At 63.0% G+C, this 20,381-nt stretch carries 20 protein-coding genes; 10 read left to right on the plus strand and 10 right to left on the minus strand.

What is annotated here, in order from left to right; translation table 11 throughout:
• Positions 1 to 8 precede the first annotated feature (8 nt).
• Positions 9 to 1,592 carry a PAS-domain containing protein gene (locus R3X27_RS01255; protein ID WP_317706993.1) on the minus strand — a complete coding sequence of 528 codons (1,584 nt, stop codon included), beginning with the start codon at positions 1,590 to 1,592 and terminating at the stop codon, positions 9 to 11.
• A 76-nt stretch (positions 1,593 to 1,668) separates the two neighbouring features.
• Complete coding sequence (gene regB / locus R3X27_RS01260) at positions 1,669 to 3,069, minus strand: sensor histidine kinase RegB (protein ID WP_317706994.1); 1,401 nt, start codon at positions 3,067 to 3,069, stop codon at positions 1,669 to 1,671.
• A gap of 97 nt (positions 3,070 to 3,166) precedes the next feature.
• Between regB and R3X27_RS01265 the strand changes: the two genes are divergently transcribed.
• The 3 genes from R3X27_RS01265 (at position 3,167) to R3X27_RS01275 (ending at position 4,867) form a co-directional block, all read left to right on the plus strand.
• Positions 3,167 to 3,787 (plus strand): SCO family protein, encoded by a 621-nt coding sequence (locus R3X27_RS01265; RefSeq protein ID WP_317706995.1) that lies wholly within the window; start codon positions 3,167 to 3,169, stop codon positions 3,785 to 3,787.
• A 119-nt stretch (positions 3,788 to 3,906) separates the two neighbouring features.
• On the plus strand, positions 3,907 to 4,461 hold the full coding sequence (locus R3X27_RS01270; RefSeq protein ID WP_317706996.1) for an ActR/PrrA/RegA family redox response regulator transcription factor: 555 nt from the start codon (positions 3,907 to 3,909) through the stop codon (positions 4,459 to 4,461).
• Between the two features lie 73 nt (positions 4,462 to 4,534).
• Complete coding sequence (locus tag R3X27_RS01275; protein WP_317706997.1) at positions 4,535 to 4,867, plus strand: hypothetical protein; 333 nt, start codon at positions 4,535 to 4,537, stop codon at positions 4,865 to 4,867.
• Between the two features lie 8 nt (positions 4,868 to 4,875).
• Here the strand turns inward: R3X27_RS01275 and R3X27_RS01280 are convergent, their stop codons facing one another.
• Entirely contained in the window at positions 4,876 to 5,475 is a 600-nt protein-coding gene (locus tag R3X27_RS01280) for a hypothetical protein (protein WP_317706998.1), read from the minus strand.
• Between the two features lie 2 nt (positions 5,476 to 5,477).
• Positions 5,478 to 6,074 carry an HD family hydrolase gene (locus tag R3X27_RS01285; RefSeq protein ID WP_317706999.1) on the minus strand — a complete coding sequence of 199 codons (597 nt, stop codon included), beginning with the start codon at positions 6,072 to 6,074 and terminating at the stop codon, positions 5,478 to 5,480.
• A gap of 186 nt (positions 6,075 to 6,260) precedes the next feature.
• Here R3X27_RS01285 and ahcY point away from each other — a divergent pair, with 186 nt between their 5' ends.
• The 3 genes from ahcY (at position 6,261) to R3X27_RS01300 (ending at position 9,425) form a co-directional block, all read left to right on the plus strand.
• Positions 6,261 to 7,649, plus strand: a complete 1,389-nt coding sequence (ahcY, locus tag R3X27_RS01290) for an adenosylhomocysteinase (RefSeq protein WP_317707000.1) — start codon at positions 6,261 to 6,263, stop codon at positions 7,647 to 7,649.
• Between the two features lie 67 nt (positions 7,650 to 7,716).
• Complete coding sequence (locus tag R3X27_RS01295; RefSeq protein WP_317707001.1) at positions 7,717 to 8,931, plus strand: AGE family epimerase/isomerase; 1,215 nt, start codon at positions 7,717 to 7,719, stop codon at positions 8,929 to 8,931.
• Between the two features lie 152 nt (positions 8,932 to 9,083).
• Positions 9,084 to 9,425, plus strand: coding sequence for a DUF2853 family protein (locus tag R3X27_RS01300; RefSeq protein ID WP_317707002.1), 342 nt, complete (start codon positions 9,084 to 9,086; stop codon positions 9,423 to 9,425).
• Positions 9,426 to 9,723: 298 nt separating this feature from the next.
• Here R3X27_RS01300 and R3X27_RS01305 read toward each other — a convergent pair whose 3' ends face one another.
• From R3X27_RS01305 to R3X27_RS01315, 3 genes are all read right to left on the minus strand, one after another.
• Positions 9,724 to 11,223, minus strand: coding sequence for a caspase domain-containing protein (locus R3X27_RS01305; RefSeq protein ID WP_317707003.1), 1,500 nt, complete (start codon positions 11,221 to 11,223; stop codon positions 9,724 to 9,726).
• A gap of 3 nt (positions 11,224 to 11,226) precedes the next feature.
• Positions 11,227 to 12,288, minus strand: a complete 1,062-nt coding sequence (locus R3X27_RS01310) for an OmpA family protein (RefSeq protein ID WP_317707004.1) — start codon at positions 12,286 to 12,288, stop codon at positions 11,227 to 11,229.
• 193 nt (positions 12,289 to 12,481) lie between these two features.
• Positions 12,482 to 12,727 carry an acyl carrier protein gene (locus R3X27_RS01315; protein WP_317707005.1) on the minus strand — a complete coding sequence of 82 codons (246 nt, stop codon included), beginning with the start codon at positions 12,725 to 12,727 and terminating at the stop codon, positions 12,482 to 12,484.
• Positions 12,728 to 12,808: 81 nt separating this feature from the next.
• Here R3X27_RS01315 and R3X27_RS01320 point away from each other — a divergent pair, with 81 nt between their 5' ends.
• Genes R3X27_RS01320 through R3X27_RS01335 form a run of 4 tightly spaced genes read left to right on the plus strand, consistent with a single transcriptional unit; the run spans position 12,809 to position 18,159 of the window.
• Positions 12,809 to 14,077, plus strand: coding sequence for a type III PLP-dependent enzyme (locus tag R3X27_RS01320; RefSeq protein ID WP_317707006.1), 1,269 nt, complete (start codon positions 12,809 to 12,811; stop codon positions 14,075 to 14,077).
• A 4-nt stretch (positions 14,078 to 14,081) separates the two neighbouring features.
• Positions 14,082 to 15,542: a class I adenylate-forming enzyme family protein gene (locus R3X27_RS01325; RefSeq protein ID WP_317707007.1), complete on the plus strand. Its 1,461-nt coding sequence runs from the start codon at positions 14,082 to 14,084 to the stop codon at positions 15,540 to 15,542.
• A gap of 25 nt (positions 15,543 to 15,567) precedes the next feature.
• A complete protein-coding gene (locus R3X27_RS01330; protein ID WP_317707008.1) occupies positions 15,568 to 17,295 on the plus strand; it encodes a GSCFA domain-containing protein in 1,728 nt (575 codons plus the stop codon).
• Positions 17,296 to 17,298: 3 nt separating this feature from the next.
• Positions 17,299 to 18,159 carry a GNAT family N-acetyltransferase gene (locus tag R3X27_RS01335; RefSeq protein WP_317707009.1) on the plus strand — a complete coding sequence of 287 codons (861 nt, stop codon included), beginning with the start codon at positions 17,299 to 17,301 and terminating at the stop codon, positions 18,157 to 18,159.
• On the opposite strand, the gene pyrC is transcribed toward R3X27_RS01335, so the two are convergent.
• Genes pyrC through R3X27_RS01350 form a run of 3 tightly spaced genes read right to left on the minus strand, consistent with a single transcriptional unit; the run spans position 18,160 to position 20,377 of the window.
• Positions 18,160 to 19,431: a dihydroorotase gene (gene pyrC, locus R3X27_RS01340; RefSeq protein WP_317707010.1), complete on the minus strand. Its 1,272-nt coding sequence runs from the start codon at positions 19,429 to 19,431 to the stop codon at positions 18,160 to 18,162. It abuts the gene before it with no gap.
• Between the two features lie 14 nt (positions 19,432 to 19,445).
• Complete coding sequence (locus R3X27_RS01345; RefSeq protein ID WP_317707011.1) at positions 19,446 to 19,973, minus strand: aspartate carbamoyltransferase catalytic subunit; 528 nt, start codon at positions 19,971 to 19,973, stop codon at positions 19,446 to 19,448.
• Positions 19,970 to 20,377, minus strand: a complete 408-nt coding sequence (locus tag R3X27_RS01350; protein ID WP_317707012.1) for a hypothetical protein — start codon at positions 20,375 to 20,377, stop codon at positions 19,970 to 19,972. The genes R3X27_RS01345 and R3X27_RS01350 overlap by 4 nt, the downstream gene beginning before the upstream one ends.
• Positions 20,378 to 20,381: the final 4 nt, after the last annotated feature.

Below are 20,381 nucleotides of genomic sequence, written 5' to 3' on the forward strand. Positions count from 1 at the left end.
CGGGGATCTCAGCGCAGAGCGGCTGGCATTCGTGTCCAGACTTTCGGCGGAGGATCTCCCGCACCCGTGGTTTCGTTGACCAGCGAGAAGGCCACAAGCGTGGCATGGCCGACCAGCGGCGCGAAGCGGCAATTCACCACCTGCCCGTCAGTGCGCCGGACAATAGCGGACCACTCCGCGCGTTCATGCGGCTGGACCACGAAGTCCCGCAGGTCGCCCCATGTCGGGCTCGGCTGACAGGCCTGTTGCCAGCGCTGCGTAGCTTCGACGATCCCGGTATCGCCAAGAGATGCCTGCGGGTCGTGATCCCAGAGCTGGATATAGGCCGCGTTGGATTGGATCATGCTGCCGGAATTGGAGAAGACCGCGATCGCCTCCTCGACGGAATCGAGCACGGCCTGTGCGAGTTCCAACTCGGCCCGGAATTGGCGGGTAAGGGAAATCTCGGAGCTGATATCCTCGAATAGGAAGGCGATTGCGCCGTCGGGATGGGGTCGACCGGTCACGCGATAGGTCTGTCCGGCGGGAAGCGTCCATGTCTCCTGATAGGTTCCCGAGGCGGCGGCGCTTTCCAGCTCGACGATCTTGTGACGCCAACTCTTGAAGTCCTTTGGCTCCGGGGTGCGCTGTTTCTGGCGCAGCTTGTCGAGGAATTCGAACAGGCTCGGCCGGCTGGAGAGGAATTGGGGTTCAAGTGCCGAGAGATCTGTCAGGGCCGGGTTGAACAGGGCCAGCCGACGTTCGCGGTCAAAGACGGCGAGACCGGTGGGCAGATGCGCAAAGGTCTTGGTGAGCGTCTGTACGAACTCGCGCAGGGCACCTTCGGCCCGCACCAGCTTGTCGGCCGGAAGGGCAAACAGCAGCGTGTCCTCGCCAGACGGCTCCGAGAAGCTGTCATACCAGCTGTCTTCCTCCGCCTGCGGCGGCCGTAGAGACAGGCGGCGCGGATTCTGGGAGGAATCCGGCCCGACCGGACGGTCTGCGAAAATACGGGGCAGGGGCCAACCGACCGATTCGTCTTCCGGTTGAAGCTCTTCGGCCAGTTCGACATAAGCACCGTTGGCCCAGCGGACCGCACCGGTCGCGTCTTCCTTCCAGACCAGCATCGGAGCGGCATCGACGACACCACGCAGGGTCGCCAGTTCCTCCATCACCGCAGTCTGGTTGTAACCGGTGTCGGTCGAATCTTCGGCTCCAGGCGCGTCGCTGACCACGATCCGCGCCAGTCCACCGCGCCACTCGGCCTCGATGCATTCGCCGGTATCACTGCGAAGGACAAGATATTGCTGTTCTGCCAAGAGGCTGATTTCATCCGAAAAACCCGGAAACCGGCGTTCGAGTACAGCAAGGAGGCGCGGCCATTCGCCGAGGAAATCCGGACCTGTTTCCAGCAACGCACGCGCCTGGTGAGTTGCATCGACCAGCATGCGATCCTTGAACAGGAAAACGACCGGCTCGCCCATGTCGTCTATCGGTGTCCAGCTTATACGCCGCGCTGGCTGGAACCAGGACATCACCAGCAACGCCAAAAGGGCCGTTCCCAGAGAGGATACAACCATGACGATACCAAGGGTGAGATCAATCTGATCCATCACAAACCCGATTTCTTACAAAACCTTTCTCAAGCCATAGGTCACGAAAGGTTAACCTGCCGTTAAGCCTTTGGTCTCAACCAACCGGAAAGGGAATGTTTTCGCCCAGACCTTCATCCGACTCGTCTCCCTCTGCCCCGATCGACGCGCGACTCCAGGCAACCTCGACAATTGCGCCACTGCGCGCCGGGCGCTCGGCCTCGGTCAGGAACGGGTCGGACCCGTTGGAGAAGGTCAACGTGCCGCCGGAACGCTCCAGCAGCGTTTTGGCGATGAACAGCCCTAGCCCCATGCCCTCATATTCCGGCCTCTTGGCACGTTCGGCAGCGGATTTGCGGATGCGCATGAAGGGATCGCCGATCCGGCCAAGCGCCTGCGGTGGGAAGCCATGCCCGTCATCGGCGATGCGGATGATGATTTGCTCCGGCGTCCAGCGCGCATCGACCCAGACGGTCTCTTGTGAAAAGTCGACCGCGTTCTGCACAAGGTTTCGCAACCCGTGGATGATCTCCGGGCGGCGATAGATCGAAGGTTGGCGCGCTCCGCCATCCTTGCCGGGGGAGACATCGAAGAGGATCTCCTTGCCGCGCTCGACATGCGGCTCGGCGGCCTCGCGGATCACCGTGTCCAGCGGCGCCTGACGCATATGCAGGTCGTCCTTCCCGGCGCGCCCCATGGAACGAAGGATATCACGGCAGCGGTCGGCCTGGTCACGGACCAGTTCGGCATCTTCGCGCAGCATCTCGTTGTCTTCGAGTTCCTCGATCATCTCGGAGCTGACCAGCTTGATCGTCGCCAGCGGTGTACCCAATTCATGCGCGGCCGCTGCCACGACGCCGCCGAGATCGGTCAGCTTCTGCTCCCGCGAGAGGGCCATCTGCGTCGCCACCAGCGCGTCGGACATTGAATGGACCTCGTTTGCCACCCGCCGCGCATAGAGCGCCATGAAACCGATGCCGACCACGATGGCGATCCAGAAACCGAAGCGGAAGATGTCCGGCATGTTGAGAAGGAGCCCGTCAGAGGTTCGCAAAGGCAGGTAAAAGAAGCCGAGAAGGGAAATGTAGAGCACCGCCGTTCCCGCCATCAGCGCCGTGGAGCGCAGCCGGAGAGTCGTGGCGGCAATGGTTACTGGGGCAAGCAGGAGAAAGGCGAATGGGTTGTTCAGCCCGCCGCTCAGGTAAAGCAGGAAGGCGTGTTGCGACAGATCGAAGAGCAGCGTCAGCAGAGTCTCGTTCTCCGAGAGACGCTTGTTGGGCGGATAGACGAAGGAGGCCAGCAGGTTGGCGGTGATCGATACACCGACCGCCATCAGGCAGAGACCGATTTCGAGCTGGAGGTCATAGAGGACGATGGAGGCAACGATCGCCGCAAGCTGACCCGAGACGGCGACCCATCGCAGCACGATCAGGGTCCGCAGACGGACCCAATGGCTTCTCGACATTCCGTCGAAAACCGGGAAGGAAGGTTCGGCCATGTAGCGGCGCTCCTGACTCTCGTATTTCGGCTCGTCCAACCTAGATAACTGGGTGTCCGGGCGGCGGCAAACGGGTTCGGGGCCCGGAGGAGGGAAGATGAAGACCAGTAGGATTGCAATCCTGGCCGGGGTCGCGGTGGCGGCCGTGATCGGCGGCACGCTGTTCGTTACGATGGGTGGCGAGCCGGATGTCTACGCCGAGTGCCGGAGCGGCGCGGTGGCCGGCGGCAGCGAAACGATTGGTGGGCCGCTCGAATTGGTCAGCGAGACCGGCGAGACGGTGACCGACAAAGAGATCTTCACCCGCCCCTCGCTGCTCTATTTCGGCTATACCTATTGCCCGGATGTCTGCCCGCTGGACACGGTGCGCAATGCCGAGGCGGTCGATATCCTCAAGGAGCGTGGCCATGACGTGCAGCCGATCTTCGTCTCGGTCGATTTCGGGCGGGACGATGCGCAGTCGATGGCGGATTTCACCTATAACCTGCATGAGGACATGCTCGGTCTCACCGGCTCTGAGGAACAGATTCGCGCGGCTTCCAAGGCCTATCGGACCTATTTTTCCATTCGCGACCCGGAGGACGAGTATTACCTCATCGACCATTCGACCTTCACCTATCTCGTCTATCCCGAGACTGGATTCGTGGAGTATTTCCGCCGTGAACTGACTCCGGATCAGCTGGCCGACAAGGTTCAGTGCTTCCTGGAGAAGGGGTGAGGACGCAAGATTCGTTGCAAAGGGGCCACTTCCGTGTCGCAACTGTTTGACGCTGCGGCGACATGACACTAGTGTCCGGTCGAACGAAAAAACTCAAAAGCTAATGCCGGAGGCTGCCGATGGTGGAGCGCGAACTGCAGGATATCGGCGAGGACAAGTCCCTTCTGATTGTGGATGATGACGAGCCGTTCCTGCGCCGTCTGACCCGGGCGATGGAGAAACGGGGCTTCGAACCCGAAATGGCCCAATCCGTTGCGGCGGGCAAAGCCGTTGCGACGGCACGACCGCCAGCCTATGCGGTGATCGACCTGCGGCTGGAGGACGGCAACGGGCTCGACGTGGTCGAGGTGCTGCGCGAAAAGCGGCCTGATGCGCGGATCGTCGTGCTCACGGGCTATGGTGCGATCGCGACTGCGGTGGCCGCCGTGAAGATCGGCGCCACGGATTACCTCTCCAAGCCGGCCGATGCCAATGACGTCACAGCGGCGCTTCTGGCCAATGGCGACGCCCTGCCGCCGCCGCCGGAGAACCCGATGTCCGCCGACCGCGTGCGCTGGGAGCATATCCAGCGTGTCTACGAGCTTTGCGACCGCAATGTCTCCGAGACCGCGCGCCGGCTGAACATGCATCGCCGCACGCTCCAGCGCATTCTCGCCAAGCGCAGCCCGCGCTGAGGCGATGCCTGGCCTCCTGACACGAACCCTGCAGCCGGCCTTCGTGGCCGGTTGTTTCGTTCTTGCAGGTTGCATGAATTCCAGTGCGCCATTGGCGCCGACCCCCACTGGAGCGGTCAGCTATGGTGCGCCCGTCGCAGAACCGATCTTCACCAGCGACGGCATCGAAGCTGGCGCAACCGGCCGCGAGATCGATTTCAACCGCGCCGAACCGGGTGCCATCGAAGCCATGTCCAAGCTGATGGGGCAGGGTCCGGTGAGCGTTTCACAGGCCTGCTCCGGACTGCGTGCGGCGCGCTGGAAAGATGGAACAACGCTTTTTTTCGAACTGAAACCATATGATCCGCCTGCTTTCGTCGGTTGGCGCAGGGCGTCAGGGCAGGCGGGTCAAACCTGCGCAATCTGATCCGAGGCTCAGGGTCGGGCCGGCAAGGCCGCGATCAGGGTGCCGAGAATGGATTGCCCCCTCTCGACCGATTTCTCCTTTTCCGGAATCCGGTCGGTCAGCCGCAGCTTCACCATGCACGCGCCCCAGTCGAAGACAAAGAGCGTGTCGTTGATAACTGGCTCGGTCTCGGAGTTGCTGGACAGATCCATCCTGAAGACAACAGGTTGAGTATCGTCCTTTGACGCCTGCCGGTAGAATACCGGCTTGGCTGTCGGACGATGGGCAAGCTGCTTGTTGCCGGCGACGACCTCCTGTGCGGCCAGGAAAAAGTATTGTTCTGATGTCCCTTCCGGGAGTGCATCCAGTCCGGCATCGAAGAAGGTGGCCGTCAGCAGGTCGCTGCTGTCATAAGTCACGGTGAATCCCTGCGTGGGGTCGGCATTTTCGGCCCGTGTCTGAACGACCGCCGAGTCCAGTTCGGACGGTGCCGCGTCGAACATTGTGCGACACCAATCCTGATCTGCCTGCGCCATGCCCGCGCCCAGCAACAGGCACACCGCCATATATCCCGCTTTCATTCCCGCGATCTCCTCCATGCGCTTCGTCGACGGGTCGAAGCCTTCCATGTTCAGGAGAGCAGGTCGAGCAGTTCCTCGTGCCGGTGGGTGAAGGCCGCGCGCACATCAACTGGCGGGCGCAAATGCAGGGTCAGTCCGGAGATCACTGTGGCATCCGGCTTGCCGAAGAACTTGTTGGATTCGGAGACCGAGAAACCGGCAAGCTGCGTCGCTTCCAGCCAGGCGGAGATCCTGTCCGCCTTCTTGATCTGCTTTTTCACCTTGATCGGGATCTGAGCCGGAAGCCCGAACCGGATATGGATCGCCGCCGTCAGCCGATCGTCCAACGCACCGTAATTCGCTCCGATGGCTGATTTCACCGGCGAGATCATGTCCCCGATCACGTATTCCGGCGCATCATGCAGCAAAGCTGCCAGCCGCCACTTGACCGGCGCGTCCGGATGGAGCCGCCCGAAGATCTCTTCGACCAGGACAGAGTGTTCGGCGACGGAATAGGCGAAATCTCCCGCAGTCTGCCCGTTCCAACGGGCGACGAAAGCGAGCCCATGGGCGATATCCTCGATCTCGATATCCATCGGCGTCGGGTCCAGAAGGTCCAGACGCCGACCGGAGAGCATGCGTTGCCAGGCGCGGGGGGCTTTTGCCATGGGCGGTCCTCGGGTGTTGCGGCTTTGTTCCTGTTGAGTAGCGAAATCGGGGGCGCTTGTGTAGCCCTGACATCGGGCCAGCGAGACCGCAAGCTTCCGTTAGGCGGAATACACCGCCAACCCTTGTCGGAACCTTCTGCGAACGCTATGTCACCGGCCATCACCCAAGATCGCAAGGAGCGCAGCATGGCGCAGGATTACATCGTCAAGGACATTTCTCTGGCCGATTTTGGTCGCAAGGAGTTGGATATCGCCGAGACGGAAATGCCCGGCCTGATGGCGCTGCGTGAAGAATTTGGTGAGGCTCAGCCTCTCAAGGGGTCCCGGATCGTCGGCTCGCTGCATATGACGATCCAGACCGCCGTGCTGATCGAGACGCTGGTCAAGCTTGGTGCCGATGTCCGCTGGGCCTCCTGCAACATTTTCTCAACCCAGGACCACGCTGCCGCCGCGATTGCAGCCGGTGGAGTGCCGGTCTTTGCGATCAAAGGTCAGTCTCTGGAAGAGCACTGGGACTATCTCGACCGCTCCTTCCAGTTCCCCGAGGGTGCGAACCTGATCCTCGATGATGGTGGCGACGCGACGCTTTACGTGCTGCTTGGCGCCCGCGCGGAGGCCGGCGAAGACGTCCTCGGTGTGCCGCAATCGGAAGAGGAAGAGGTCGTTTTCGCCCAGATCCGCAAGCGGATGGCGCAGAGCCCGGGTTGGTTCACCAAGACCCGTGCTGCGATCAGGGGCGTCTCCGAGGAGACCACGACCGGTGTCCACCGTCTCTATGACCTGCACAAGAAGGGCCTGCTGCCCTTCCCGGCGATCAACGTCAATGACTCGGTCACCAAGTCGAAATTCGACAACAAATATGGCTGCAAGGAATCGCTGGTGGACGGCATCCGCCGCGCCACGGACACGATGATGGCCGGCAAGACCGCCGTTGTTTGCGGCTATGGCGATGTCGGCAAGGGATCCTCGGCGAGCCTGCGCGGCGCTGGCGCCCGCGTGAAAGTTACCGAGGTCGACCCGATCTGCGCGCTGCAGGCGGCAATGGACGGGTTCGAGGTGGTGCAGCTCGAAGACGCCGTCGCATCTGCCGATATCTTCATCACCACCACCGGCAACCGCGACGTGATCCGTCTCGAGCATATGCGCGAGATGAAGGATATGGCGATTGTCGGCAATATTGGTCACTTCGATAACGAGATTCAGGTCGCTTCGCTGAAGAACCTGAAATGGACCAATATCAAGGACCAGGTGGACATGATCGAGATGCCGAACGGCAATCGCATGATCCTGCTCTCTCAGGGCCGCTTGCTCAATCTCGGCAATGCCACCGGCCATCCGAGCTTTGTGATGTCGGCCTCCTTCACCAACCAGGTGCTGGCGCAGATGGAGCTTTGGCTGAACGCCGATGCCTATGGCAACGAGGTCATCATCCTGCCCAAGCATCTCGACGAGAAGGTCGCGCGGTTGCATCTCGACCGGATCGGCGTTCGCCTCTCGGAGCTGTCGCCGGAGCAGGCCGAATATATCGGCGTGACCGTCGAAGGGCCGTTCAAGCCGGAGCATTATCGCTACTGACTTGATCCCGGCGCGGGTTCGGTTCAAGAGATCTCGGGATGGCAATATTTGTAAACCGAGGTCCAAGATGACGGCTCCGATCGCTCTCAATGCAGAGGAAGGCGCCGCCCGTGCGGCGCGTTTCGCCGAGCAGTTCCTGCCGGCATGGCTCGATATCGCCTTGCCAGCGGGGACCGGCCCGGCTCCGGTCGTCGAGGAGCTGCCGGACCTGAAGGGACCCACGACGACTCTCGCGCAGGCGCGCACCGCCTTCATGCTGGCGCAGCTCGGACGGATGGGCGGCAATGCCCGGCTGATCGAGGCGGCGCACCGGATCAACGCGTTTGTCCTCCTTTACCTGCGCGATGAAGATGGTGGCTGCCGCTACGCGGTCAATCCGGACGGCTCGCCGCTGGAGACGCCGGAGGCGAAACTGCGCCGGACCTATGATCAGAGCTTCGTCCTGCTGGCGCTGGTCACGCTGCGTGACGGGATGTCGGAGGCGGTCAGCGAAGACGACATCGCCCGCTGCTGGTCTTTCATCGAGACCACCCTCAGCGATCCCGCCGCGGGCGCGCTTTGGGAAGATGACCGGATGGCCGCCAAGGGCGCGGCGCCGGGCGATCTTCGCGCGCAAAACCCGCATATGCATATGCTGGAAGCACTGTTGCAGTGCTTTGAGGTGACGGGTGATCAGATCTGGGCCGAGCGGGCGCGCCGGATGGTGGCCGCAGGCGAGCGTTATTTCATCGACCCGGCCACGGGAGCCGTGCGCGAATTTGTCGGCCACGATCTTCTCCCCATCGACACGCCCGAAGGGCGCCGCCGCGAGCCGGGGCACCAGTATGAATGGGCCTGGCTGCTGCACCGCCACGCGGTCCTGACGGGCGATGCCGCTGCCGAGCAGCGCGTCGGGCGGATGCGGGGCTTTGCAACAGCCCATGGCTGGCGCACTGAGGGCCCTATGGCTGGCTCGCTTTACGACGCGCTCGATGCCGATGGCACCGTCACCGAACCAACCCATCTGCTTTGGCCACTGACCGAGGCGGGCAAGTTCCACGCTGCCACGGCTCGTGACATGGACGATGCCCGCTCCGCCCGCCGGGCGCGAGAGATTGCCGGTGTGATCTTCGGCCGGTATTTCGCGGCCGATGGCAGCCCGTCCTGGGTCAACCAGTTCGACGGCGCGGGAATGGTTACTTGGGATGCCGGCCTCTCGCGCCTGCTCTACCATGTCGCGCTCTTCGTGACGGAAGGCGCCTCGGCCGGGCTCTGGCCACTCAGCACGTCAGAAACGGGTTGAAACCGGCTTTTCCCTGACGCGGATTGGGCGAACTCCTGCCATAACAGGCATTTTTTTTCTTTTTACCCGCGAATCCCGCGGCTAACGTGGGCGCGGGTGGCGCAAGTCGCGCCGACCGTATTCAAGAGTGTGTTGAAAAGGGAAGGGATACAATGAGCAAGCGGGATGAACTGATCGCGAAATATGCCGACGATCTGAAGAGCAAATGTGGGGTTGAGCCTGACATGGACCTTCTGACCAAGGTCACCATCGGCTGCGGCCCCTCGATCTACAATGCGGATGCCTCCACCGTGGCCTCGAGCCAGCCCGGCGAACTGGAGACCGTGAAAGCCAATTTCCTCATCAAGAAGCTTGGTCTTGCCGATGGTCCCGAGCTGGATGAAGCGATCGAGAAGGTCGTCGAGACCTATGGCAAATCCGAGCGCAACAAGTTCCGCGCCGTGATCTACTACATGCTCACCAAGCATTTCGGCAAGGAAGCCGTCTACGGCTGATCAGCCCGAAAGCGTCGAGTTTGCGAAAAATGCGCGATACTCGGTGTTTGCAAAGAATCGCCCCGTCGCGTATCCAATCTATGCGGGTCAAGGATGACCCCGGTGATACTTTCCGACGCGTGTGGTGCAACTGAGGCACGTGGGGTAATGGAGGGTTCCGGGGGGGACCCTCCATTTTTATTTCAGGACATCGAAAGCGTGTGGGACCATGGGTCCTCGTGGTATTCCCAACAGGATTACCCGTTTGACTGGCAATCACAGGCGGCGAGCGTCGTCGTTGTCCTCGGTGTTGCGCCGATCAGCGGCACCCGCCTTCCGCCCAGGTCTTCAGAACGCGCTTGAAACCGCCGCCATAGGGGTGCTGCTTGCTCAGCGCACGCGTGTTTTGTGCCGTGACATAGCCCTCGCCGACCTCGCAAAGAACGTCTTGGCTCCACTCATGGCAAGTCGTGCATTGCCGCCCCGTCCAGACGGAGTCGGGCAGCCCTTCGATGGGTGGAAAGAGCGGCGACCCCTGGATCAGCGTTGCGATCGACTTGCCGGTGAGCACTTCATCGGCAAGCATGAGGGGCGTTTGCATCGTCAGCTCTTCGGGAGAGAGCGACGCGATCTCAGCCGGTTTTGCGCTGGCTTCGACGACGGTTTCCGGCGTCGGGCTCGTTGGCGCCTGCTCGGTTTCGGTCAGCGCTGCCAGCTCCATCTGGGCCAGCTCGGCAAAGACGCCATCCGGGAAGGCATCGAGATAGGTCTGGAAATCGGACGGGTTTCCGGAGCTTTGCGCGATTTCGATCAGCTCGCGCTCGGAGGCTTCGGGCGCTTTCGGTTCGGCAACAGGAGCCGGGGCCGGAGCGGCCTGCGTTGTCCCGCCGGTATCTGGGCGAGTGCCGTCCAGCACCGAGCTGAGCAGCCCGCGCGCCTGTTCGAAATGTTCGGAATCGGGATAGGTGCGCAGGAAGAGCACAATCTGAACCGGGTCGCGCGAGGCCTTCAGAGATTCGAAGAACTGCTTTTCGGCGATCTCTTCGGGGCTGAGCTGTCGCTGTGGTGTGAACTGGAAATCGGAGGTCAGCGAGGAGGTCTCCCAAGGCGTCTGCCTGTTATTCGTCGCTGCAAGTACCGAGCCGCGCACATTCTTGAACATCTGTTCGATGGTCAGTCCGGGCGTCTGCATCTCGGTGACCATCGCTTGCGTGTAAGGGCTGTTGCTACCGGTGCCATCCAACGCAACGCTTCCCGGGGCCGTGGAATAGGCCATGAGCGTGCCGGTTGGCGCATTCATCTCGGCGAGACCGTTGTCGTTCATGTCCGGAATGTCGACGAAGGGATTGTTGCGGCAGGCGTCGAGGATGACGATATTCGTCCGGTTTGCCGCCGAGGACATCTGTCGCAGCACGGCGTCGGCGCGCAGCGCGACGAGGCTCAGATCGGCGGCATCGGTCAGCGCAACGTCCACCGGGAGGAGGAAGTTCGTTCCGAAGCTCTGCACCGCATGGCCGGCATAGTAGAAGAGCCCGGTGCTTTCCTCCCCGCCCGAGCGAAGGTCGCGGCCAAACTGGGCAATGGACCGCATCAGTGTGACCTGGTCGGCATCCAGCAGCATCGTGACGGTGAAGCCGCGATCCTCCAGCGCTTTGGCGACGAGCCGCGCATCGGCGGCCGGGTTGTCCAGAGGGGTGACGCTGGCATAGCTTTCGTTGCCGACGACCAGGGCGAAACGCGGCTCGGCCTGCGCTGGCAGGATCGCGCCGGCCAGGAAGACGAGGGTCAGGACGATGCGGGTCAGGAAGGGAGCGGGCATGGCCTATTCCCCGACGATCACGAAGGCGATGCGCCGATTGCGCCAGCGCCCGCGATCCGTGTCGTTTTCGGCGATGGGCTGGCTCTCGCCATAGCCTTTCGTCTGGAATCGCGCCGCGTCTATCCCTTCTTCGGTGAGATAGCGCGCCACGGCATTGGCCCGCTGCTCCGAGAGCCGCTGGTTCGTCGCTTCCGAGCCGACGCTGTCGGTATGACCGCCCACCTCGATCACCATGTCCGGGCAACGCCCGATGATCTCGACAAGGGAGCTCAGAACCGGTTCGCTTTCGGGCCGCAACCGAGTTGAGCCGGAGCTGAAGGAAACCTCGTTGGCTTCCGAGAGCGCCTCCAGCCGGTTGCGGCACTCATCCAGAGCCAGGGAGCCGCTGCTTTCCAGGGCCCGGCTCGCGGCCGGCGCGGCCGATGTCGTGTCGGCCATTGCGATTTCCTCCGCGCCGCCTTCGGTGTTGCGCTGGAACATGAAGTCGAAGGAGACCGTGGCGGAGGGCACGATGGGCGCCTCGGCCGCTTCCTCAAGTTTCTTGAGACCGTCCGAGAGGTTGAAATCCGCCACCGCGATGGAGATCGGTGACGCGGTGGAGACGAAGACCTGATCTTCGCTCATCATCGTGACCACGACATCGGTCGTCAGTTCTTTTTGCGCGCCATGCAGGTCCAGTGTGAAGTCCAGCGGCAGCGTCATTCGGCGCCGCTGCGGCAGGTCGGCCAACAACGCGGGGTCGAGCTGTGTGGTGATCGTGGCGCGGGGATGCAGGAACGTCTCGAAGAAGATGAAACGCATGCGCACATTGCGCAGGTCGATCTTGGTGTCGATGCTCTCGAGATGGACAGTGATCGTTGCCTGCCCACTCTCGTCGATCTCGCCGTCAAACGACGCGAAGGAGCTTGTCTCGACGACCGTGTTCTTCTTGATCGACTGGAAGGTGAGCGCGGATGCGGCGGGATCCAGCGTCCAGCCTTCGTCGAATGGTGCATCAGCCAGAGCTGCGCCGGATAGAAAAAGGCCGGCCAGCCAAGCGGCTGGCGCGATGGTAAAATGTTTCATCTATGTCCTCCGCGCCAAAAGGGCGCTTCCTGTCGCGTTCAAGCAAGCCTAACGGATCGACCGGGGAACACAAAATAATTCGGCGTGAGGATGAATCGAGGTGGATAACTGTTGCAGGCACGGAAAAATACGCAACGAGGTCCGGAAATTGGTGAGGTCTTGGCATCGCCAAAGTGACCGGCGCCACCGCAGGTCAGTCGCGGGGCAGGAAGGCCACGATCTTCTCGACGCTGTCGAAATTCTCCAGCACCACGTCTGACTGCGCGATGGAGGCGCCCGAGATCTCCTCGAGGAATTCGATCAGCCCGGCCATGGCGAAACTGTCGATGAGACCGTCGGAAAAGAGCGGCGTGGTGGCATCCAGAACGATCTCGTCGTCATCGATCTCGTCGCGCAGAAATTCCAGTATCTTTCCAGCAAGCTGCCCGGTATCGGCCATTCTCAATTCCTTCTTGTCGGAGCGTCGCGGCGCCTTGTAGGTTATGTGCAGTGCTTTTTTTCGCCGGTCAATGGATCCAAATTGCAAACGCGCGACCCCCTGTCTCTCCTCGAGAGCATCTTCGAGAAGGCCTCTGATCTTCCAACCCCCTGCTACATCTATGATGGGCCCGCTCTGGAACAGAGGCTGGCTGAGCTGAACAGGCTTTTCGGCGATGTTTTCACACTGAGTTTCGCCATCAAGTCGAACCCGAATCCGGAGATCGTCCGCCAGATCGCCGCTGCGACCGGCCATCTGGACGCGTCTTCCTTCTTTGAAGTGGTGCGCGCGCTCGAAGCGGGCTGTCCGGCGCAGCGGATCAGCTATTCCGGTCCCGGAAAGCGGGCAAGCGAGTTGGAGCGGTTTGTCGGTTGCGGCGCCGAGCTGGTGGTCGAAGCGCTGGACGAGATCGACATGGCGGCGCGGATCGCCGAGACGAAAGGGGTGGTGCAGAAGGTCCTGCTGCGGATCAATCCTGACAGCATTCCCAAGGGGTTCGGTGCCAAGATGTCGAAAAACCCGAGCCAGTTCGGCATTGACGAAGGCCAGATGGCGGCGGCGATTGACCATATCCAGGCCCGGCCCGGGCTCGATCTGACGGGCTTCCATATCTATGCCGGGTCGAATTGTCTCGATGCGAGCGCGATTGTCGAGAATATCGCCAACATGACACGCATCTTCGGCGAAGCCGCTACATTGGCCGGGGCGCCGGCGCGCAAGCTGATCTTCGGGGCCGGCTTCGGGCTGCCCTATCACGATGGGCAAGAGGCGCTGGATGTCGTGGCCGTGCGCGACGGGATCGTGGCGTCTCTGGCGCAAATCGCCGCCAACCCGCTTCTGGCCGGTGCGGAGCGGGCGCTGGAGCTGGGGCGTTGGCTGGTTGGGCCGGTGGGTGCGCTGGTCACGACCTGCCTGAGCTGCAAGGAGAGCCGGGGTGTGCAGGTTGCCGTCTGCGACGCCGGCTTCAATGCCCATCTCGCGGCCTGTGGCATGATGGGCTCGGTCTTCCAGAAGAACTGGCCGATCCACCGGCTTGGGGCCGAGCGCGGCGGCACGGCGGACTATCTTCTGGCCGGCCCGCTCTGCACCTCCATCGACACGTTGGCGCGTCGGATCACCCTGCCGACGCTGGCACCGGGCGACCGGATTGCCGTTCTGATGTCCGGCGCCTATGGCCTGACCGCCAGCCCCTCCGGTTTTATCAGCCACCCGCAGGCCGGGGAGTATCTCTGGACCGGCGACTCCCTGCGGGACATTTCCTCGGCGCGTGCTGCGCCCCATGATGCGGAGCTGCCGCGATCCGATGGCTGATCCGATGACAGACACCCCGCTTGCGGCCTTTCTCGAGATCGCCGCCACATACCCTGACCGCGATGCGTTGGTTCATGCTGGCCGCCGCGAGAGCTTCGACAAGCTTTCCCGTCGAGCCGCCGCGTTGGCGCGGATGTTTTCCGCCGATGGCGTCGAACGGGGCCGGCATGTGCTGATTCCGGCCAGCAATGGCATCGCCACCGCCGCCGCGATCCCCGCGATCTGGTCGCTGGGCGCGATCCCGGCCTTCCTGTCGCCCAACACGCGCGAAGAGCGACGCATCGCGGTCGAGGCGCTGTTCGATCCTGCGGTGATTCTGAGCAACGACTATCTCGCCACGGGGCCCGAGCCGGGCGAGACGTCGCTGGAGCGGGGCGTGGGGCGCGTGCCGGAAGAGATCGGGTCGATCATGTTCACCTCTGGCTCGTCCGGTCTGCCCAAGGGCGTGCAGCAGAAAGCCACAACCCTGCTTGATGGTGCCCGCCGCGTTGCCGCCTACCAGGGATATGCCGAGGAGGAGCGCATCCTCTGCCCCGTCCCCTGGTCGCATGACTACGGATGGGGACAGCTCCTGAGCTGCCTGACGTTGGGCAAGACGCTGATATTGCCGGAGAACGCCTCCATGGCGGCGGCCTGCGAAGCTATTGGGGCGGAGCGCCCGAGCCTGATCGCCGGCGTGCCCTCCTTCTTCGCGGGCATGTTGTTCGGTGTCTCCGATATTGGTCGGACCGAGATAGGTTCCGTCCGTCGGCTGACCTCGACCGGTTCGCGCTTCTCCGTCGATCTGCTCGATGCGGTGCGCGAGACCTTCCCCAAGGCGCAGGCCTTCCTCAATTATGGCCTGACCGAGACCTTCCGAACCGCCTGCCTGACGCCTGAGCTTCAGGCCGAGACGACGGAGGGCATCGGGCGAGCCATTCCCGGCATTCGCGTCGCCGCCTTCAGCGCGGAGGGAGAATTGCTGCCGGTGGAGGAAGAGGGTGAACTGGCTCATTTCGGCCCTGGGACCTTCCATTCCTATCTTGCCAATCCGGAGCGCAGCGCCGCCGTGCGCCGCAGGCTCGGGCCGAACCCGCTCGGCCTGCCCGAAGAAACGCTCGGCGTTGCCACGGGTGATCTCGGCGCGGTGGATGGCGCAGGGCGAATTCACCTGACTGGACGCATGGACCGGCAGATCAAATCGCTCGATGTCGGCGTCAATCTCGATGAGGTCGAGGCGGCGCTGCATGGTTCCGGGCTGCTCGATAGCGTGGCCGTGATTTCTCGGCCCCATCGCCTTCTTGGGAACAAGATTGTTGCCTATTGTGTGCCAAAACCCGGAACGGAGACGCGCACCGTCAAGCGTTTCGCCAAGCGTGAGATGTCGAAATACCTGCAACCGCGGGATTTCGTCTTCGCCGAGGCGTTGCCGCTGACCGCCGCAGGCAAGATCGATTATCCGGCACTGAGCAGGCCGGACCGGTAGAACCCGCCCGGAAGAGGAGGATCGCATGCAGATTTTCGATGCTGACACGGTCAAGCGCATCACCGGCAAGAACAAGCTCCGGCAGTACCCGTCGCCCAAAAAAGGGCGCGCGCGCATGCTCCCCTTCGCGCAGCCGCGCATGCAGCCGGATCTGCGCGCCACCCCCGGCGCGAGTTTCTTCGTCGGTGGCTCCTGTTTCGCGCGCAATATCGAAAGCGCGCTGAATTTCGCCGATCAGCCCGTGCTGTCGAGTTCGGAACAGACGCCCATGCCCTCCCCGCCCGCGGAGGTGCCGAAATGGTTCAACAAGTTCAACACGGACACGCTCCTGAACGAGATCCGCTGGGCGGTGCAGCCAGAGTGGGAATGCGGTGTGCCGACGCTGGTCGAATATGAGGGCGAGTGGAGCGATCTTCAGATCGGATGGTCCTTCGCCCATGGGCGCGAGGAGGCCGAGTTCCTGCGCCGTGCCTATGCCCGCGCCTATGGTGGCGCAGCCACGGCCGATATCGTCATCATCACGCTGGGCTCGGTCGAATGCTGGTTCGACAACCTGCACGGGATTTATCTCAACGGTATGGTGCCGGGTCGTGTTGCCGAGCGTATGCCGGGACGATTCGAGTTCCACTGCTTCGATTTCGCGGATGCCTATGCGGCCATGGGGCGGGTCCGCGACCATGTCATGTCCCGGCCCGGCACCCCGCCGCAACTGATCTTCGCTGTCTCCGCCGTCGCCCAACCCGCCTCCTATATGGCGCAGGACGCGCTGGTCTCTAACATGGCAAGCCAAGCGATCCAGCGCGCTGCGGCGGAGCAATTCGTGCGCGATCACCCGGATTGCCTCTACTTTCCGGCCTATGAATACGTGACGCTGAGCGATCGCCGCTACAGCTATCACGAGAACACGTTCAACCATGTCCAGCAGCCGGTGATGGACCGGGCCGTGGCCAATTTGCTGGAAGCGATCATGGGGCCGAACGAAGCGGCGAGCGTCATCGCGACCCGCGGTCTGATGGCGGATTTTGCGACCGCGGACATGCCGGAGAAAGGTCTTGAGGCGCTGGAGAAACATGACGCCACCTGGGGCGACAGCACGGCGCTGGATTTTTTCCGAGCACAGGTCTTCTACAAGGCGGACCGCCGCGAGGCCGCGATGTCGTATTACATGCGCGCGGCGCGGTCGGAGCGGATGGGACAGTGGTCGGTCTGGCAGACGGTTGTGAGCAAGGCACTGTTGTGCAATCGAAAATCGGAGGCCGACGAGATCGTCGCATTGGCCGAGCAGCGAGGCAACGACCCGGAACGGCTGGAGCAGCTCAAGCTGCGCTACGAGGCCGGACTGTCCAGGGTTTCTCCGCAAGTTGCCGCCGATCCGATTCCGGCAAATGCACCGTTTGATGGGGAGGTCCCGGCTGCCGAAACGCCTGCTCCTGTCGTGGAGACGGTCATGCCCCTCGCGCGCCAGAGTGTGCCGAAGGACGAGATCGAGTTGCTGCACGATCGGTTCCGGGAAATGCTCGGTGCGGATCCACAAGGGCTGGTGGACGAGCTGGGGCCAATGCTGGAGGAGAAGGATCTTGACGACCGTTTCGCCTGGCTCTTCGCGCGGGCGCTGGGCAAGGTCGATGTTCCGCGGGCAATCGAGTATCTTCGACAGCTCTGCGCCACCGATTTCAAATATAAGACCTCGGCGACCAACACGCTCAACAACCTGATAGCACAGCAGGAGCGTCTGGGCCGGCCGGTGACCTGAGCCATGGAACTGGTCTTTCCGACAGCCGAACCCACCCCGGACAGGGCAGCGCTGGCGGCAATGCCCCCGAAAGCGGCGCTTCAGGCGGTTCTCGGGGGCGAGTTGCGACAGGCGGGGCAGAGGCGGGCGGCGTTTTCCGTGTCGCCGAAGGGACGCGCGATCCGGGCAGAGATCTCCAACGGCCAAATCGAGGATACGGATCTGGCGAAATGGATCGAGACGGCTTTTCGCATCTCGGATGCCGAAGCGCTTCTGTTGCCCGGGTTCGATACCCCCCTGACCCGCGCGGATTGGCTGCGCGAAACCGAGCTCAGGATCAAAACGCCACGCACTGTCCTGCGGCCCTTCGATGAGAGCGATAGCCAAGCATTTCGGGAGATCGCGGGGGATCTGGAAGTCGCCCGTATGATGATCAATATCGCGCATCCTCTCTCGGAGAAGGCGGCCGCGAAATGGATCCGGCAGCGGCGCTATCGCGGTCGACCCGGTTTCTTCCTCGCCATCGAGGTCGAGGGGCAGCTTGCCGGATCGATCGGCTTTGGCGCGCTGAACAACTCGCTGGCCTATTTCCTTGCGCGGTCGCATTGGGGCAGGGGGCTCGCGGGCGAGATCGTTCCCGGTTTTGTCGCCGACGTGATCCCGCGCTTTGCACTGCCCGCGATGTTTGCCGGGGTCTTCACCGACAACCCGGCTTCCCTGCGCATTCTGGAGAAGACCGGCTTCCGGGAGACCACGCGGACAGATTTCCGGTCGCCTGCCCGCACGGAAGCGCAGCAAATCATCGAGATGGCGCTGACGCCGGAGACTGCGCCGGATCGTTTCGCGCCGATTCGGCTTTCGAACGGCGCCCGTAGCCCGCGGTGATCAGGCCGCGAAGACCTGTTCCCCGCCGACCCAGGTCTGCAACACACGGCCTTCCATCTTCTGGCCGTCAAAGGGCGTGTTCTTGGATTTGGACCGCAGCTTGAACCGGTCCAGCACGAAAGGCGTGTCCGGGTCGAACAGCACGAGATCCGCAGGCGCCCCCGCGCTTAACCGACCGCCGGGAAGACCGAGCCGCTTAGCCGGGTTGAGCGACATCGCCCGGAAGAGTTGCGGCAGCGTGAGCATTCCCGACTGGTAGAGCCGCATCGCTGCCGGCAGGAGGGTCTCCAGACCGACCGCGCCGGAGGCCGCTTCCTCGAAGGGCAGCCGCTTGCTTTCTTCATCCTGTGGCGTGTGGAAGGAGGAAATCGTGTCGATCAGACCCGACGCCACCGCCTCGATCACCGCTTGCCGGTCATTCTCCGAGCGCAGCGGCGGCTTGACCTTGAAGAAGGTGCGGTAGTCGCCGACATCCAGCAGGTTCAGGGTCAAGTGGTGGATGGAAGTGCCCGCCGTCACGTCGAAGCCGTTCTTCTTTGCCCGCTCGAGCGCCGGCAGCGCGCGCCGCGTGGTGATCTGGTCGGCGTGATACTTCACACCCGTCATCTCGACCAAGGCAATGTCGCGGTCCAGCCCCATCCGCTCGGCCATGGGCGAGACGGCGGGCAGACCGCGCAGCGAAGCGAATTTCCCGCTCGTCGCCGCGGCGCCCTTTGACAGGCCCGGCTCCTGCGGATGCGCGATCACCAGCGCGCCGAGCGAACGGGCATAGGTGAAGGCGCGGCTGAGCACCTTGGTGTCTGTCGCCACGGCGTCGCCGTCGGAAAAGGCGACCGCGCCGGCATCGCGCAGGAAGCCGATCTCGACCATCTCGCGCCCGGCGCGCTGCTTGGTCAGGGCCGCGATGGGTGCGATCCGCACCGGGCTGTCCTCGCTTGCCCGCCGGGTGACGAACTCCAGCACTTCCGGCGTGTCGATGGCCGGCAGCGTGTCGGGCCGCGTGACCATCGTCGTCACGCCGCCAGCCGCCGCCGACATTCCGGCGGTCCGAAAGCTCTCCTTATGCCGTTCGCCCGGCTCGCAGATCTTCACGCCTATGTCGACAATCCCGGGGGCGAGGCATTTCCCGCCGCATTCGACGATCTTGTCGGCATGCGGAACCGGCCCCGTTCCTGCCTGGCTGATCACTCCTCCGGAGACCAGCAGCCAGCCCTCCTGATCCGTCTGCCCCTCGGGGTCGATCAGCCGGGCATTGGTGAAAAGCGTTGTCATGTCTCGCCTCGTCATCAGGTGTTTTCCCTTTGGAGCGTCCGCATCAGGCTGAGCACCGCGCGCCCGTCCTCGATCATCTCGAAGCCGATACGCTCGGAGCCTTCCCGTGCGAAGAACAGGCTCGACCGCGTGCCGTCGACGAGGTCGATCACCGTTTCCGCCGTGATTGGCCAGGACCTCAATTTCCTCCGCCCGAACAGATCCGTCGCGATAAAGGCGCGTCGGTCAGTCAGGGTGTACCTGCTGGAGCGCCGCGTGATGGCCCGCCAGATCCGATCCGCCCCGGCAAGCTTCGCTCCCTTGAACAGGAGCGTCAGGCCGACAAGCGGAACGAGCAGGCGGACAGGCAGCGGCGCTTCCACGGGCATGGTGATTGCCTTGACGGTCCAGAACAGCGCGAAGCTGGAAAAGATCACCCCGAACAGCACCTTCTTCGGCTTCAGTCCGGCCCAGGAGATGTCACCCGAGGGCCGCCCCTGCCAGAGGACCCGCTCGCCGGGTTCAAGGATACCGTCCCAACCCTGTGGCGCGGCCTCGTTCATGGCAACGCCACCCCAGCCGCCCGCGCGACGGCGGTTTTCACCGCGGCCGGGTTGGACATGTATTTCATGAGGTGCTTGTCGCCGCCACGAGTGACAAGTTGCACTGAACTGCCCAGAGAGCGGACCTTCTCGATCTCCGACAGCGCCACGCGCTTGCCCTGCGATCCCCGGACCTCCTGTGGTGTCATTTGCCAGATCATGGCCAGTTCCTCGGAGGCGAGATAGACGCCACGCACGGCCAGCGCCGCAGGTGCTGCGATCACACCGACCCACCAATCCGCATTGCCCATCCAGAAGAGCACCAGACAGGTCGCCACCGCGCCAACCGCAGCGATCACCAGATGGTCGCGAATATAGGCTCTCCGATCAGTGTGCCATTCCTCCAGGATATGTTCATCGCTCATCGTG

This window comes from Tropicimonas sp. TH_r6, assembly GCF_033101155.1.
GTDB lineage: Bacteria > Pseudomonadota > Alphaproteobacteria > Rhodobacterales > Rhodobacteraceae > Tropicimonas.

Coding starts and splice junctions, on each gene's coding strand:
- R3X27_RS01255 (WP_317706993.1), bottom strand. CDS start 1,592: ATGGATCAGATTGATCTCACCCTTGGTATCGTCATGGTTGTATCCTCT.
- regB (WP_317706994.1), bottom strand. CDS start 3,069: ATGGCCGAACCTTCCTTCCCGGTTTTCGACGGAATGTCGAGAAGCCAT.
- R3X27_RS01265 (WP_317706995.1), top strand. CDS start 3,167: ATGAAGACCAGTAGGATTGCAATCCTGGCCGGGGTCGCGGTGGCGGCC.
- R3X27_RS01270 (WP_317706996.1), top strand. CDS start 3,907: ATGGTGGAGCGCGAACTGCAGGATATCGGCGAGGACAAGTCCCTTCTG.
- R3X27_RS01275 (WP_317706997.1), top strand. CDS start 4,535: ATGAATTCCAGTGCGCCATTGGCGCCGACCCCCACTGGAGCGGTCAGC.
- R3X27_RS01280 (WP_317706998.1), bottom strand. CDS start 5,475: ATGGAAGGCTTCGACCCGTCGACGAAGCGCATGGAGGAGATCGCGGGA.
- R3X27_RS01285 (WP_317706999.1), bottom strand. CDS start 6,074: ATGGCAAAAGCCCCCCGCGCCTGGCAACGCATGCTCTCCGGTCGGCGT.
- ahcY (WP_317707000.1), top strand. CDS start 6,261: ATGGCGCAGGATTACATCGTCAAGGACATTTCTCTGGCCGATTTTGGT.
- R3X27_RS01295 (WP_317707001.1), top strand. CDS start 7,717: ATGACGGCTCCGATCGCTCTCAATGCAGAGGAAGGCGCCGCCCGTGCG.
- R3X27_RS01300 (WP_317707002.1), top strand. CDS start 9,084: ATGAGCAAGCGGGATGAACTGATCGCGAAATATGCCGACGATCTGAAG.
- R3X27_RS01305 (WP_317707003.1), bottom strand. CDS start 11,223: ATGCCCGCTCCCTTCCTGACCCGCATCGTCCTGACCCTCGTCTTCCTG.
- R3X27_RS01310 (WP_317707004.1), bottom strand. CDS start 12,288: ATGAAACATTTTACCATCGCGCCAGCCGCTTGGCTGGCCGGCCTTTTT.
- R3X27_RS01315 (WP_317707005.1), bottom strand. CDS start 12,727: ATGGCCGATACCGGGCAGCTTGCTGGAAAGATACTGGAATTTCTGCGC.
- R3X27_RS01325 (WP_317707007.1), top strand. CDS start 14,082: ATGACAGACACCCCGCTTGCGGCCTTTCTCGAGATCGCCGCCACATAC.
- R3X27_RS01330 (WP_317707008.1), top strand. CDS start 15,568: ATGCAGATTTTCGATGCTGACACGGTCAAGCGCATCACCGGCAAGAAC.
- R3X27_RS01335 (WP_317707009.1), top strand. CDS start 17,299: ATGGAACTGGTCTTTCCGACAGCCGAACCCACCCCGGACAGGGCAGCG.
- pyrC (WP_317707010.1), bottom strand. CDS start 19,431: ATGACAACGCTTTTCACCAATGCCCGGCTGATCGACCCCGAGGGGCAG.
- R3X27_RS01345 (WP_317707011.1), bottom strand. CDS start 19,973: ATGAACGAGGCCGCGCCACAGGGTTGGGACGGTATCCTTGAACCCGGC.
- R3X27_RS01350 (WP_317707012.1), bottom strand. CDS start 20,377: ATGAGCGATGAACATATCCTGGAGGAATGGCACACTGATCGGAGAGCC.